This window comes from Cupriavidus sp. KK10, assembly GCF_018223725.1.
Lineage (GTDB): Bacteria > Pseudomonadota > Gammaproteobacteria > Burkholderiales > Burkholderiaceae > Cupriavidus > Cupriavidus necator.
This window is the reverse complement of sequence record NZ_CP073677.1, coordinates 5,668,250-5,681,100: the sequence shown is the minus strand read 5'-3', so window position 1 is coordinate 5,681,100 and position 12,851 is coordinate 5,668,250. Positions and strand designations below refer to the sequence as shown.

15 protein-coding genes, 1 tRNA gene and 1 pseudogene are annotated in these 12,851 nt (G+C 64.3%); 7 read left to right on the top strand and 10 right to left on the bottom strand.

Annotated features, from left to right (window positions below):
* The first annotated feature begins 31 nt into the window (after window positions 1-31).
* The gene (locus tag KB879_RS26510) at window positions 32-913 is read left to right on the top strand and encodes an undecaprenyl-diphosphate phosphatase (protein WP_211980113.1); all 882 of its coding nucleotides are present in this window, start codon (window positions 32-34) and stop codon (window positions 911-913) included.
* 69 nt (window positions 914-982) lie between these two features.
* Here KB879_RS26510 and trmB read toward each other — a convergent pair whose 3' ends face one another.
* The 3 genes from trmB to KB879_RS26495 form a co-directional block, all read right to left on the bottom strand.
* Complete coding sequence (gene trmB, locus KB879_RS26505; protein WP_211980112.1) at window positions 983-1,771, bottom strand: tRNA (guanosine(46)-N7)-methyltransferase TrmB; 789 nt, start codon at window positions 1,769-1,771, stop codon at window positions 983-985.
* 66 nt (window positions 1,772-1,837) lie between these two features.
* A tRNA-Gly gene (locus tag KB879_RS26500) sits at window positions 1,838-1,912 on the bottom strand.
* 186 nt (window positions 1,913-2,098) lie between these two features.
* The gene (locus tag KB879_RS26495; protein WP_211980111.1) at window positions 2,099-2,377 is read right to left on the bottom strand and encodes a hypothetical protein; all 279 of its coding nucleotides are present in this window, start codon (window positions 2,375-2,377) and stop codon (window positions 2,099-2,101) included.
* Between the two features lie 100 nt (window positions 2,378-2,477).
* Here KB879_RS26495 and KB879_RS26490 point away from each other — a divergent pair, with 100 nt between their 5' ends.
* Complete coding sequence (locus KB879_RS26490; protein WP_211980110.1) at window positions 2,478-2,870, top strand: DUF2514 family protein; 393 nt, start codon at window positions 2,478-2,480, stop codon at window positions 2,868-2,870.
* A gap of 21 nt (window positions 2,871-2,891) precedes the next feature.
* Here KB879_RS26490 and KB879_RS26485 read toward each other — a convergent pair whose 3' ends face one another.
* The 4 genes from KB879_RS26485 to KB879_RS26470 all read right to left on the bottom strand — a co-directional run bounded on the left by KB879_RS26485 (window position 2,892) and on the right by KB879_RS26470 (window position 5,771).
* Window positions 2,892-3,962, bottom strand: coding sequence for a class I SAM-dependent methyltransferase (locus KB879_RS26485; protein WP_211980109.1), 1,071 nt, complete (start codon window positions 3,960-3,962; stop codon window positions 2,892-2,894).
* Window positions 3,963-3,967: 5 nt separating this feature from the next.
* Entirely contained in the window at window positions 3,968-4,783 is an 816-nt protein-coding gene (locus KB879_RS26480; protein WP_211980108.1) for an NAD(P)-dependent oxidoreductase, read from the bottom strand.
* A 203-nt stretch (window positions 4,784-4,986) separates the two neighbouring features.
* Window positions 4,987-5,391 (bottom strand): hypothetical protein, encoded by a 405-nt coding sequence (locus KB879_RS40245; protein ID WP_256449253.1) that lies wholly within the window; start codon window positions 5,389-5,391, stop codon window positions 4,987-4,989.
* The gene (locus KB879_RS26470) at window positions 5,388-5,771 is read right to left on the bottom strand and encodes a hypothetical protein (protein ID WP_211982365.1); all 384 of its coding nucleotides are present in this window, start codon (window positions 5,769-5,771) and stop codon (window positions 5,388-5,390) included. Before KB879_RS26470 ends, KB879_RS40245 begins: the two co-directional genes overlap by 4 nt.
* 1,021 nt (window positions 5,772-6,792) lie before the next feature.
* On the opposite strand from KB879_RS26470, the gene KB879_RS26465 reads away from it, so the two are divergent.
* Together KB879_RS26465 and KB879_RS26460 are read left to right on the top strand one after the other, a co-directional pair.
* The gene (locus KB879_RS26465; protein WP_211980106.1) at window positions 6,793-7,191 is read left to right on the top strand and encodes a hypothetical protein; all 399 of its coding nucleotides are present in this window, start codon (window positions 6,793-6,795) and stop codon (window positions 7,189-7,191) included.
* On the top strand, window positions 7,176-7,409 hold the full coding sequence (locus tag KB879_RS26460) for a hypothetical protein (RefSeq protein ID WP_211980105.1): 234 nt from the start codon (window positions 7,176-7,178) through the stop codon (window positions 7,407-7,409). The genes KB879_RS26465 and KB879_RS26460 overlap by 16 nt, the downstream gene beginning before the upstream one ends.
* A gap of 360 nt (window positions 7,410-7,769) precedes the next feature.
* On the opposite strand, the gene KB879_RS26455 is transcribed toward KB879_RS26460, so the two are convergent.
* The gene (locus tag KB879_RS26455; RefSeq protein ID WP_211980104.1) at window positions 7,770-8,630 is read right to left on the bottom strand and encodes a transglutaminase family protein; all 861 of its coding nucleotides are present in this window, start codon (window positions 8,628-8,630) and stop codon (window positions 7,770-7,772) included.
* Between the two features lie 107 nt (window positions 8,631-8,737).
* Complete coding sequence (locus KB879_RS26450; protein WP_211980103.1) at window positions 8,738-9,748, bottom strand: LysR family transcriptional regulator; 1,011 nt, start codon at window positions 9,746-9,748, stop codon at window positions 8,738-8,740.
* 90 nt (window positions 9,749-9,838) lie between these two features.
* Between KB879_RS26450 and KB879_RS26445 the strand changes: the two genes are divergently transcribed.
* From KB879_RS26445 to KB879_RS26435, 3 genes are all read left to right on the top strand, one after another.
* Complete coding sequence (locus KB879_RS26445; RefSeq protein ID WP_211980102.1) at window positions 9,839-10,828, top strand: tripartite tricarboxylate transporter substrate binding protein; 990 nt, start codon at window positions 9,839-9,841, stop codon at window positions 10,826-10,828.
* Between the two features lie 8 nt (window positions 10,829-10,836).
* Window positions 10,837-11,949: a CoA transferase gene (locus tag KB879_RS26440; RefSeq protein WP_211980101.1), complete on the top strand. Its 1,113-nt coding sequence runs from the start codon at window positions 10,837-10,839 to the stop codon at window positions 11,947-11,949.
* Between the two features lie 83 nt (window positions 11,950-12,032).
* Complete coding sequence (locus tag KB879_RS26435; RefSeq protein ID WP_211980100.1) at window positions 12,033-12,410, top strand: DUF5594 family protein; 378 nt, start codon at window positions 12,033-12,035, stop codon at window positions 12,408-12,410.
* Window positions 12,411-12,424: 14 nt separating this feature from the next.
* Here the strand turns inward: KB879_RS26435 and KB879_RS26430 are convergent.
* Window positions 12,425-12,750, bottom strand: a pseudogene (locus KB879_RS26430) (aldose epimerase); the annotation flags it as partial.
* Between the last annotated feature and the right edge of the window lie 101 nt (window positions 12,751-12,851).

Genomic DNA, 12,851 nt, shown 5'->3' with positions numbered 1-12,851 from the left:
CAACGCCCATGACAACGTTTCTCCGTTCCGCATGGAAATCGCACTTGCCCTGAAAGCCGTGATACTCGGTATCGTCGAAGGACTGACCGAGTTTCTGCCCATCTCCAGCACCGGCCACCTGATCCTGGCCGGCCAGCTGCTCGATTTCAACGACGAGAAGGGCAAGATCTTCGAGATCGTGATCCAGTTCGGCGCGATCCTGGCGGTCTGCTGGGAATTCCGCACGCGCATCGGCAACGTGGTGCGCGGCCTGCGCGCCGACCCGCTGGCGCAACGCTTTGCCGCCAACGTGGTGATCGCCTCGGTGCCGGCCATCGTGCTGGCCTTTATCTTCGGCAAATGGATCAAGGCCCACCTGTTCAACCCGATCTCGGTGGCGCTGGCCTTTATCGTTGGCGGCGTGGTGATCCTGCTGGCCGAATGGCGCGACGCGCGCCGCGGCACGGTCTCGCATCCGCAGGGCAATGCGCTGCTGGAGGCCGCCAAGGCCGGCGCGCCGCGGATTGAATCGGTCGATGACCTGAACTGGCGCGACGCCCTCAAGGTCGGCCTGGCGCAATGCTTCGCGCTGGTGCCGGGCACCTCGCGCTCCGGTGCCACCATCATCGGCGGCATGCTTTTCGGGCTGTCGCGGCAGGTGGCCACCGAGTTCTCGTTCTTCCTGGCGATCCCGGTGATCTTCGGTGCCACCGTCTACGAACTGTACAAGGCGCGCGCGCTGCTCAACGCCGACGACCTCGGCATCTTTGCAGTGGGTTTCGTCTTTGCCTTCGTGTCCGCCTTCCTGTGCGTGCGCTGGCTGCTGCGTTTCGTCGCCACGCATGATTTCAAGCCGTTTGCCTGGTACCGCATCGCCTTCGGCATCGTGGTGCTGGTGACCGCGTACTCCGGCCTGGTGTCCTGGCACGCCTGAGCGGATTTGCGGCGGGCAACAAAAAAGCGTGGCATCTGCCACGCTTTTTTGTTGGTCGGCTGCGAGCGCTCAGGCGCGCTTGCGGAAGACCACGTCCCACACGCCGTGCCCGAGGCGCACGCCGCGCCGTTCGAACTTGGTCACGGGCCGGTAATCCGGCCGCTCGGCAAATCCGTCCGCAGCGGTCGAAGTGTTCTCCAGCAACGGCTCGCCCGACAGCACTTCCAGCATCTGGTGCGCATACTCTTCCCAGTCGGTCGCGCAGTGGATATAGCCGCCCGGCTTCAGGCGCGCGGCCAGCACCTTCACCAGCGGCGGCTGCACCAGCCGGCGCTTGTTGTGGCGCTTCTTGTGCCAGGGGTCGGGGAAGTAGATATGCACGCCGTCCAGGCAGTCGTCGGTCAGCATATGCGCAATCACTTCCACCGCATCGTGCTGGAGGATCCGCACATTGCCCAGGCCGCGCTCGTCGATCAGCTTGAGCAGCGCGCCCACGCCGGGCTCATGTACCTCGCAGCCCAGGAAGTTGTCTTGCGGCCGTAGGCCGGCGATATGCGCGGTGGTCTCGCCCATGCCGAAGCCGATCTCCAGGATCGACGGTGCCTTGCGGCCAAATACAGCTTCCCAGTCCAGTGGCTGTGGCGCATACGGCACCATCATGCGCGGCCCGACTTCGTCGATGGCACGCTGCTGCCCGGTCGAGGTCCGCCCCGCGCGGCGCACGAACGAACGGATCCGGCGCGGATGGGCAACGCCTTCAGGATCGGCAGGAGAGGGAGCGGACGCTTGTCCGGCGCTGTCTACCGGCGCGGCGTCGTCAGCCGGCGTCGGTTCGGTGCTGGGGTCTTGGGGAAGCATGGCAACAAAAAAGCCGCCGGGCAGATCACCGTAATGGTGGCAAAGGCGGCTTGTCTCGACTGGAAGTGGAGCGGGCGATGGGAATCGAACCCACGTCTTTAGCTTGGGAAGCTAAGGTAATAGCCATTATACGACGCCCGCTATGGCTTATTGGGAGCGGATTCTAGCACGATTCTTGGCGCTGTCCATGCTCCGCAATGGCGTGTCCGCTTCGCAATTCACTTCGTTGGCGCCACGCGCTTACCTCGTCGCAAGTAATGCCGCTTCGTCGTACGCACGTCGGCGTGGCCCAGCAGGTCGGCCGCCGCGGCGTCGCCCTTCTGGTCGCTAGTGTCGTCGGCGGCCTTCGCGCGCAGATCGTACAGCCAGAAATTGGCCAGGCGCTCGGCGTGGTCGGGGGACCTTCCCCGCGGCTTCCTTGGCTTTCTGGAAGTGCCAGCGAAGGGCCGGCTGCTGGCTGAGCTTCAGGCCCCGCTCGTTCACCAGCAGGTAGATCGAGCTGACGTCGAGCCCGGCCTTGCGGGCCTTGATTCGCCCCAGCAACGCCTTGAGCTCCCCGATGATGGCAATGCGCAGGGTCGCCTTGGTCTTGGACTGCTTGATCACCTGGTGCCCGTCCTGGACGTTCTGCTCGGCCAGCTCGAGCGCGTCGCCCTACGCGACTCCCTTAGTGGCTGGCACGTGGGTGGATGGCGTGGTGCAGCGCGTGAAGATCACCAACGCGAACACCGGCCCGCCCACGTACTCGCCGGATGGGGCTACCGCCTTGGCTGCGGTATCAGAAGCCGCGCGCACCGAAGAACAACGCAGAACCGCAGAACAGAGACGAATCGCCAATGCTGCAGGGAAAGAACGTGATCAGGCGCTGGTTGATGCTCGCACCGCTGGTGCCGTTGCTGAGCAGCTGCGCGTGAGACCCAGCTTGCCGCAGCCGCCCGCGCCGCCGGTTGCTCACGGCGGAAGCTCGGCAGCCGGCGATCCCCTCGATGTGCTTACCGACGTGCTCAGCCGGGCTGATGCGCGAGCGGGAGAGTTGGCAAACTACGCCGACCGCGCCGGGATCGCAGGGCAGGCCTGTGAGGCAGCTATGACGCGCTGACTGGCGGTCGTAATTAATGGCTCACAGGCACAGGACTTCGACGCCCTGGACGCCGTGCCTGGCGATTTCCCTCTTGATCTCTGCTTGGTAGTTCGGATTCGATACTAGCAGGACGTCCCCGTCCCTCGCGGCAGCGAAGAAATCCGCTGGCGCTCGGATCGCGACGTGTGACCCGGGCAGGTATTTTCCGCACTTCTGCGGATTCACGTCGACGGCAAATCCCACGCGATCTACCAAGCGACGTTGGTTGCTGCAGTGAACCAGGAACATGCATCCCTTCGTTGCGGCGCCCCAGATATATAGATTCGATTCCGGCTGCAAATGGCTCTCGATCTCCGCAATCTTTGCTGGCACGCTCGGGAACAGGTCAGCGAAGGCCAGGTGTACCCATTCGCCGTTGCAGTATGCTTCCTCGAAGGAGGGGGCGACTTTGCTGATGTCTGCGACCACGTACTGGTACTGATCATTGAAGCAAAGTCCCGCCTCGACTTCGCCGTCAAAGAGCGCGCGTAGCGAATTGCGAGAGAAGTAGTTGACGTGTTCGTAGGTGATGTCGAAGAAAGCCTTGTTCTCGGCAATCCAGTCCCAGCTCGGCACCTCGATATAGGCCTTGGCCTCGCTAAAAACCTCCTTCAGCATGGCTAGGAACTTGTGCGGAGCACGGACGTGCTCGAGCACGTGCCGAAGAACGACTAGGTCGGCTTTGATCCGGTCGTCAGCGTCCAGATAGCGCTTCTCGATCGCCGGATTCGTACCCTCGTAGGTAGCGTCGTACCCCGAGACTTTGAAGTGCCCGCTCGCTTGGGCTAGCTCCACAAAGTCTCCTTTCCCACATCCGACCTCCACAAGAGTCGCCCCAGCTGGGAAAGCTCTCTCCAGTGTACGGAGAACCACGGACATATGGGCCTGGAAGGCCTCCGAGTATGCCTGGCTGTTCTGGTAATTGTCGTCGTACTCGGCTAGAGTGGGGTCGAATGCAGCGTTCTCGATGAAATCGAGGTTCCGATTTCGGCGCAGCCGCATTTCGCCTTGCGTGTCTGGCGCCGTGGGGGCGCTGAGCGGACTATTCGGTATCGTTGGTACGAGAAACATCTTGCTTATTCCTTCGCGCCCCAGAACGCCATCGGTTCATAGTCTGGGTATGGGTAGTATCCAAGGTTCAGTTGGATCGATGCGTCCTTGGCCCGGATCCGTTCTTCAACAAGCCTGCGGATCGATATGGGCTCGCCGCTACAGACGTTGAAGACGCCTCCAGAGTCGTCGGTATGGATGTCCATGACTTGCCGCGCCACTTCCTCGACGGGCAAGTAATCGCGCAATTGCTCTCCGCCACTCATGTTGAAGACTTTGTCGCCGTTCGCGATTGCGGTCTCGAGCTGGGCAAGGATTGACTTGGGGTTCTGTCCTTTCCCAAACATATAGAACAGGCGAGCCCACTGCAGAGTGAATGGCGTTTCCGCCTGTAGCAGTTCTAGGAACTGCCGCAGGCTGTCCTTTGCCACGGCATACGGATTGGCCGGTCGTGGGGAGGCGTCTGCGCGAATTGGACCGTTCTGAAAGCCGTACTCGAAGCATGTGCCCGTCACCAAGACCTTGGTCACGCCGGCCAGGACCAGTTGCTTCACCAACCGATAGTTCTTCGGCAAGTTCTCTTCGATATGGAACATCGACTTGTAGTTTGGCAGGCCCTGCCATGCGAGATGGATTAGTGACGAGCCTGACTTCACGTCGAAATTAAGTGGATTCGTGTGGTAATCGAGCGAAACGAATCGCACGTCACCATACCAATCCAAACCGCGAGCCTTGCTTTCGTCGCGGGCCAGAGCCACGACTTCGTAACCGCCCTTGAGCAATAACGGGATCAAATGCTGTCCAATGAAACCGGTGGCGCCGGTTACGATAATTTGTGACACGTGGCATCTCCCTCACTCAGCATATCGATCGAGTTTATGCATGATTGTATCGCCCTGCAGTGGTTATGCTGGGTGGCGCTTGATACGCTTGACACTGATTGGGGGCCCAGATAGCATTCGCCGGTCGCTGGATGGGCCGGCAGTCAGTGGCAGCCCATCTATGCCAAAGGCGACATGCCGACGCGTCCGCACGCGTCGGCACCTTATCGCTTGAATCGCTCGGACGGCACCGCCCCAAGCCGCTTGATCTTCATCCAGTCGCGCAATCGCTCGCCAGACAGGTACACCGATCCCGCGCGGTTCGCCACCACTCCCTCCAGCCCCAGCGTCAGAGCGTGCCCGAAAAGCCTGGCGCCATCCTCAACGCTGTCCACATACAGCAGCCCCGTCGGCGGCTCGTCCAATAGCTTCCAGAGCGCAGCTTTTCGCCGCACGATCGGCTCTTGCCTCAGATCCTTCCCTTTGCCGGCCAGCAGATCGGTCTGTCCCCCGCTGCGGCGTAGTGGATTTGTGAACCTCCGGCCCCTGGAATAGAGAGAGAGTGGGAACGGCAGTAGGTGGTTTGGTATACCGCCACCGCTCGTCGGAGGCCAATTCAGAAAAGTCACCTGCGAAATGATGACTGGTATTCTGGGTCGTATGGCGCCTTCCAGCCTTTTGCGACCCGGTCGATTGCATTCTGCTGGCAAACGCCCGCCTGAATCTGACGATGGACTTCAGCGTTAGCCGCATCGCTCTGGAATATTCGGGTGGTGATCGGCTCTTCCGCGGGGCATGGCTCAGGCTCTTGAGGTGCTGCAGCTACTACCTTGACACTGTCTGGAACGAGGTCGCAGAACCAAGTCTTGCCATCGCAGCGCCTACTATCAGCATTGGTCCAGTATGCTAGGAAGCCGAAAGCGAGGAATGCTATCAACAGGATTGCTGCCCGCCGGCTTGCAAACCTCCAAAAGTAAAAAACGGCTCCCGCCATGGCGATGACACCCATCCTGTAGATCTCCCCTTCACTGCGACTGTTCGTCGGCCTTCTTAGAATCATCCGCGCTGCCTACGAGACTGCCATAGGCCGTGCGGCCTCGCATCTCCATGGGAAGTCATATCAGTATCTAAGAGGCTATTTCACGCCGAAAAGGCGAGCATACCGCAAAGGCACACTGCCGCCCTGCGATGCTTGTCATCGACTGCCTCCGAAGTTAGCGAATTGAACGTCCAGCGCGTGGCGCCGGCGAAGGTCTGGGCACGTCGAAAACAGGGTGAAACGAGGCGGGATTCTGCTGCGCAAAACGGAAATCAGGCACGCAGGTATGCGGCTTTCCGGGCGGTCAGAGGAGGGTGATTACGGAGCAGAAAATTGCCAGAAACATGCGTAAATCCTAGAAACCTACTGAGCTTGGGAAGCTAAGCATAATAGGCTTATGCGACTCTTGCAGAGCACGCGATTCTTTGCGGGATTGCCGAAGGCGCGCAAGCGGGTGACGTGGTGGCCGCTTCCAGAAGTGCTTCAGCTGCCACTAAGTTTGTTCGGTCCATCTTTAAAGACACCCTGCGGTGAGGCGCGGTGTTGCCCCTGATTTAACGTCCAGGAGACTTTGCAATCTGCACAGGGCGGGGCGAGAGGAATGGGCGAAAACGTGCAAAGCACCAATATGGGGTTCCAGCGGGCAACGGATGCGGTTGCGGCGGTCGGCACCGGGGAGGGTGGTTGGCTGGACGTGGCACGCACGGCCCGGGATTTAGTTGGTGCGGAGGGGGGCATCATTCGTGTGCCACGACAAGCAAAGCCATGCACTGCGCCTGATGGAGCAAGTCGGCCACGATGAGAAGCCGATCCGGGAGTACGCCGAGCATTTCGTGCATTACGACGATTGCAGGTGGCGCCTCGGGGGCCTGGTATAAGTCTTCGGCCGAGTGCCGCCATGAAACCGAGAATGACCGCGTGTCCTGGCTTTATTACATGCGGCCTAACCAGATCCATCAGTTCGTCCGTCGTTCTCTGCAACGATGATGATGTGTTTGCTGCGGTCAGCATCCAGTGCGTGCGCGTCGGGCAATCGACGTTCGCGCATGCCGCGCAGGTGGCAGAGAACGGACGTTTGCTGAACCAGGCATTCGCGGCGCGGCAGGCGGCAACTCGGAAGAGCCTGCACGTGCTGGCACAGGTGCTGGATGCGGCGCGAAAGGGTTTTCTCATCCTGGGCGATGATGGTTGCATGCTGAGGCGACGCCCGGCATTGGCCTGCTGGCCGGCGACAGTGCGCCGCCTGGCGCACCGCTTGCAGGAATGGGCGGCGCGCCTCAAGGCAAGCATCCGGCAGGTGGCCAGGGATGGCCGGCCTGACTGCCTGGTCATGCCGGATGGCTGGGGGCGGTCATGGCGGCTGGCCTGCGCCGCATGGGCACTGACCTGAATCAAGGCCTCAGCACGGCGGTTGGCGTCCGCGTCGAGCGGCGCAGTATCTTCGATATGCCCAGGCCGACCCTGGTGGACCTGTTTGGCCTCAGCCCGGCCGAGGTCAGGCTGTGCCGCCACCTTGTGGCGGGCCTGACCATTGACGATTGCGGGGAACAGCTTTTCGCCGGTGCCGGCAGGCATCGGGGCGGGTGTCCCTTCTGGCCGAACCCGTGACGGTGGCTGCTCTGCGCGGGAAGTCTGGCGGTACGGCGGGCGGCATGCCACCTGTCACCATGACGAGCCCGGCGCCATGCAATGCATCCAGGTCGATGATCCCAGCGCCGCGAACTACTGCCTGACCAATTTCACGAACCAGTGCAGCCAGAAGGTCTGGGTATCCTGGCGCGACGAGGGGTCGTGTAGCGCAGGTTGTACTGATTATGTGCAACCCGGCCAGCGCCAAGGCGTAATGCCACACAAGGGACGCATTGAATGGGTGGCCTGTTTCTGGCCGGCCATGCCGCGCGACCCCGGTGGCAACTTGAAGTGGCGTGGCGGGCAGTATCACTAGCATGCTAGGGCAGTCTTTCACCTCTACCACGTCGAGATCGCCTTGGCCGTAAACAGCGGCATCCCAATACCAGCCGCCGCATCCGTCAACGGCTCGATTTCCACCGCGGGCCGCTCCGACCTTACCTGGCCGAAGATGGCTGCAAACGGTATGTCCGCGGCATCCCGGCCGGTGCCGATGCGAAGCAGGCCGGTCGGGATGGAGATGCCCGAAGGATCCAGCAGGTACCAGCGGTGCGACAGGTAGACCTCCACCACCGCGTGGAAATCCGGCGCGCCCGTGCCTGGGTCCGCACCATAGTCGAGGCTGCTGGACATGCGTGCCGGGATGCTAAGCGCGCGGCACAGGGCGATCATCAGGTGGGCGAAATCTCTGCAGACACCGGTGCGCTCCACAATGGTGTCGGCAGCCGAGGTGCGTTCGTTGGTGGACCGCGACAGGAAGCGCACGTGATTGCGCACCCACTCGCGGATGGCGTAGACGCGCACATAGCCCCGCAGCATGCCGCCGAACTCGCGGCTGGCGAATTCCATCAGGCGGTCAGACTCGCAGTAGCGGCTTGGTGCCAGGTAGGGCAGGACATCGAAGGGCAGCTCGGCAACGGGCACTTCCGACAACCTGTCGCCGACTTCCAGGTAGTGATCGATGTCGATGATCGCCTCATAGCGGATGCCGAGGCGGCCCCGGGGCGCGCGCAGCCTGAGCAGCCGGTTGGCCAGCACGGGATCGGTGTAGCGGGCGGTCTCGAGGCCGGGCGGCAGCGTCAGCTGCTCCGAGACGACGGACTGCCGGGGCGTGCGGGCGGCTTCGATATTGAGCAGGAAGTCTGCCATGGGATCCATGACCTCATAGGACAGGCTTACTGCGTACCTGAGGCGGTTCATCGGGTGGTCAGCACTGGCTGTGGCCGGGAAAAGGCGGCCGGTTCCCTGGGGCCGGAAATGGCGGTGCATCCATTTCCAGTGTAGTGCGGCAGCCAGGCCGTGACCCGTCAGCGTTGCCGCGCGCGTGCCGGCGGTGCACCGGTGTCCTGCCTTGTCACCGCTTCGAGGGCTTCGCGCAGCCGGATCACGGCGGGCGGCGCCTCGATCTCCGCCGGGGTGATGAAGACCAGCCGGCCCGAGGCAAACGGGGTGCGCAGCCGCACTTCCCGCACCATCGACATGGCCTGGTAGTGGGCCAGCGCCGTGGCCGGCGCCACCGTCAGGAAGCCACCGGAGGCGGTCATGGCCAGGTTGCTGTGGAACGAGGCCGATTCGATATGCGGCACGGGCGGCAGCTGGCCGGCGTCGAGGAATGGCTGCTCGAACACGTCGCGCGTGTGGGTGCCGCGCGGCGGCAGGATCCAGGGGCCTTCATGCAGGTCCGCCAGTGCAACCTCGCGGCGCCGCGCCAGCGCGTGGCCGGGGGCGCAGACCACGGCCAGGTATTCGTCGCGCAGCGGGGTGATGTGGACCCTGGCCTTGAGCTGGTCGGTGTCGCCTTTCTGCAGCCGGCCCACGATGCAGTCGAGTTCGCCTTCGCAGAGCATTGCGGTCAGGCCGCCGACGGTATGTTCGCGTACTGCCAAGCGCGGCAGCGCGTCCTGGGCCCGCAGCAGCGCGACCGCCTGCGGCAGCACGTCCACGCCCACCAGCGGCAGCATGCCCAGCCGGACCAGTGGCACCTCCGGGCGCGCCTGCAGCGCCTCGCCGGTGGCGTCGATCACGCCCAGCACTACGCGCAGCCGCTCCAGCGCGCGTTCGCCCGCGGCGCTCAGCCGCCCGCCGCGCGTGGTGCGTTCGATCAGCTTGCAGCCGAAGGCGTGCTCCAGTTCCTGCAGCATCTTGGTGACGGCGGGCTGGCTGATATGCAGCGCTTCGCCGGCCGCGGTCAGCGAGCCGCTGCGCGCCACCAGGTCAAGCAGGCGCAGGTGCCGGATGCGCAGCCGGTCGATCCGGTTGGGAGAAGGGGTGGCGGCGGGGGCGGCGGCGCTGGCGCGCGTTGGGGAGGCGGGACTCATAACAAAGCGTGATGGCTCAATCAAGACTGGATAATTGTTTCGAATGGCCCGGCGCCGGACAATCGGGGCAAACCATGGAGGAGACATGCGATGCATGCCAACGTCGGGCGCCGCCTGCTGCTGAAGTCCCTGCTGGCGCTGCCGGCCGCTGCCGCGCTGGGCAGGGCCGATGCGGCCAGTCCCTATCCCAACCGGCCGATCCGGCTGGTGGTGCCCTACGCCGCCGGCGGCGGTCCGGATATCCAGACCCGCAAGCTGGCTGAGTTGCTGGCGCGCGAGCTTGGCCAGCCGGTGGTGGTCGAGAACAAGGTCGGTGCAGGCGGCATTTTGGCCGCGGAGTTTGTCGCGCAGCAGCGGGCGGATGGCTACACGCTGATGCTGGGTGCTTCGACCCATGTCACGCAGAAGCTGCTGCAGCCCGGCGCAAAGTTCGACCCGATGGCGTTCACCCACATCATCCGCGTCGGCGTCAGCCCGGCGGTGCTGGTGGTCAGCGCCAGCTCGCCGTACCGGAACGTGGCCGACCTGGTCGCCGCGGCGCGCCGCGCGCCCGGCACGCTGAACTACGCCTCGGGCGGGATCGGCTCGGCCGCGCATGTGTCGGGTGCGGCGTTTGCGTCGGCCACCGGCATCGACGTGGTGCATGTGCCGTACAAGGGCTCGGTCGAGATCGTGCCATCGCTGATCAAGGGCGACACGCAGTTCGGCTTCCCGGTGGCGGCGACGGCGATTCCGCAGATCGCCAGCGGCAAGGCGCGGGCCCTGGCGGTGACCTCGGCCAGCCGCGCCGCGGTGCTGCCGCAGGTGCCCACGCTGAATGAGGCGCTGGGCCGCAAGGATCTCGATCTCGACGCATGGAGCGGCATCTGGGCGCCGCCGCATCTGTCCGCGCCGATCGTGGCGCGGCTGCATGCCGCGGTGATGCAGGCGCTGGGCGATCCCGGCCTGCGCCGGCTCTATGCCGAGATGGGCGCGGTGCTTGCGCCGACGCCCACGCCTGAAGCCTTTTCGCGGCTGGTGGCCGATGAGACCACCCGCATCCGCCAGGTTATCGACAAGAACCGCATCACTATCGAATAGGCCATCCCATGACCCTCACTCCACAACCAGATTTTGCCCCGCTGGCCGGCATCAGCGTGCTGGATTTTTCGCACGTGATCGCCGGGCCGTTTGCCACCTTCCTGCTGGCGCAGCTGGGGGCGCAGGTCACCAAGGTCGAGAGCGCCGGCGGCGGCGACGTGATGCGCCGCGCGGGCAAGGGGCATGCCGCCTTTGTCGCGCTCAATGCGGGCAAGTCGTCGCTGGCGCTCGACCTGTCGGATGAAGCCGGGCGCGAACACGCGCTGGAACTGGCCGGCCGCTGCGACGTTTTCGTCGACAACCTGCGGCCGGGCGTGCTCGAGCGCTTCGGGCTGGGCTATGAGGCGGTGCGCGCGCGCAATCCGCGCGTGGTCTATTGCAGCATTTCGGGCTTTGGCCGCGGCGCAGCGCAGTGGCATGGACGGCCTGCCTACGACCACGTGGTGCAGGCCGCCACCGGCATGGCCTGGATGGCCGGCACCGAGGGCGATCCGCCGATGAAGACCGGCTTCCCGGTGATCGACTCGGCCACCGGCATGCTGGCCGCCTTTGCCATCCTGGCCGGCGTGCGCGAAAGTGAGCGCACGGGGCGGGGCATGCTGCTCGATGTCTCGATGGCCACGGCCGGCCTGCAGCTGATGTATCCGATGACGTGCGATGCCATGACCGCCGGCGGCGTGCCGGCGCGGCAGGGCAACCAGGGGTATTCGGGCAGCCCGTCGGCCGATTTCTTCCGCACGCAGGATGGCTGGCTGGCGATCGGCGCGAATACGCCGAAGCAGTTGCTCGCGCTGCTCAAGGTGCTCGGGCTGGGCGAGCTTGCGCAGGATCCGGCCTTGTTCGAGATGCCGCTGGATGCCGGCGCCTTGCCTGCCTTCGTGCGCTCGCTCGATCCGGCCGCGCTCAAGCGGGCAATTGCGGGCGCGGTGGCGGCGGGCACCGCAGAGGACCTGGAATTGCGCCTCAACGCGCTGGGGATCCCGGCGGCCCGCCTGCGCAATATCGCTGAGTTTGCGGGGGAGTCGATGGCCAATGGCAGCCTGCGGCCGGTGGCGCTGCAGGAAGGAAAGACTGAGGTGCTGTCGCCGGGGCTGGGCTTCCAGGTCTACCGCCCGGTATGACACCCGGCGGCGTATAGTTGCTGGCACGGTGGCGCACGGCAGTGTGCCGCCATCGCCCTTCGCAACGTCAGGACGCCCCCACCTTGACCACCGATTTCTTCGCCCGCTTTGAAGCCGAATGCCTGCCGCGCATTGTTGCCGCGATCAGCCAGCACGACCGGCGCGTGCAACTCCACACCCTGCCTGCCGATGCCCCTGGCTGGCCGCCGCGCCTGCGCGTGACGGGCGATGGGCCGCCGGACCTGCGGCGCCATCAGTATGCGCTCGATATCACGCTCGCGTGGGACGGGCTGGAGGTGCAGCGGCTGTTCGCGGATGGTGGCGAGGCGCGCTTTGCCAGCTACCTGGCGGCGCTGCCATCCAAGCTGCGTGCCTGGCAGGAGCCGCGCGGGATCGATTTCCGTTCTCTATCGCAGGTTGACCCGCAGATCCTGATCGGCGGGCTGGATTTCGAGCACTGAGCGCGTGCGCTGATTCAGGCCGTCACCCGCAGCCGGCACACCGCACTTTCAGATTGCCCTGGTTGATCCAGCGCAGCCCCTGCCCGTGGTGGATGGCATCGGGCAGGCCCACCCACGGCTCCACGCAATAGAAATCGGAACTCGCGGACTGCGACCACATGGTCACGGCATGCCAGGGCGCGCTGCCGGGCAGGTCGAGTTCGAACCTGATGCGGCGACCCGGCATCGCCAGCGCCGCAGCCGGGTTGTCGCGGAAGACGTGGAAGGTGTCCTGCAGCCGTGGATCGTCGAGCTGGTATGTCGTCTCCCCGGGCTCCGCAGGCCCGGGGCTGCCATCAGGCGCTCTGATTATGCCTCCAGGCGCAACAATTCATACAAAATCGGTCTTTGCCAAGTGCTTGCAGAGCAGGTCTAATCACGCAGGTACGCCCCGCCGCATAT

Excerpts from the sequence above, each read along its gene's own strand:
- KB879_RS26510 (WP_211980113.1), top strand. The coding sequence starts at position 32 with ATGGAAATCGCACTTGCCCTGAAAGCCGTGATACTCGGTATCGTCGAA.
- trmB (WP_211980112.1), bottom strand. The coding sequence starts at position 1,771 with ATGCTTCCCCAAGACCCCAGCACCGAACCGACGCCGGCTGACGACGCC.
- KB879_RS26485 (WP_211980109.1), bottom strand. The coding sequence starts at position 3,962 with ATGTTTCTCGTACCAACGATACCGAATAGTCCGCTCAGCGCCCCCACG.
- KB879_RS26470 (WP_211982365.1), bottom strand. The coding sequence starts at position 5,771 with ATGGGTGTCATCGCCATGGCGGGAGCCGTTTTTTACTTTTGGAGGTTT.
- KB879_RS26460 (WP_211980105.1), top strand. The coding sequence starts at position 7,176 with ATGGGCACTGACCTGAATCAAGGCCTCAGCACGGCGGTTGGCGTCCGC.
- KB879_RS26455 (WP_211980104.1), bottom strand. The coding sequence starts at position 8,630 with ATGAACCGCCTCAGGTACGCAGTAAGCCTGTCCTATGAGGTCATGGAT.
- KB879_RS26450 (WP_211980103.1), bottom strand. The coding sequence starts at position 9,748 with ATGAGTCCCGCCTCCCCAACGCGCGCCAGCGCCGCCGCCCCCGCCGCC.
- KB879_RS26445 (WP_211980102.1), top strand. The coding sequence starts at position 9,839 with ATGCATGCCAACGTCGGGCGCCGCCTGCTGCTGAAGTCCCTGCTGGCG.
- KB879_RS26440 (WP_211980101.1), top strand. The coding sequence starts at position 10,837 with ATGACCCTCACTCCACAACCAGATTTTGCCCCGCTGGCCGGCATCAGC.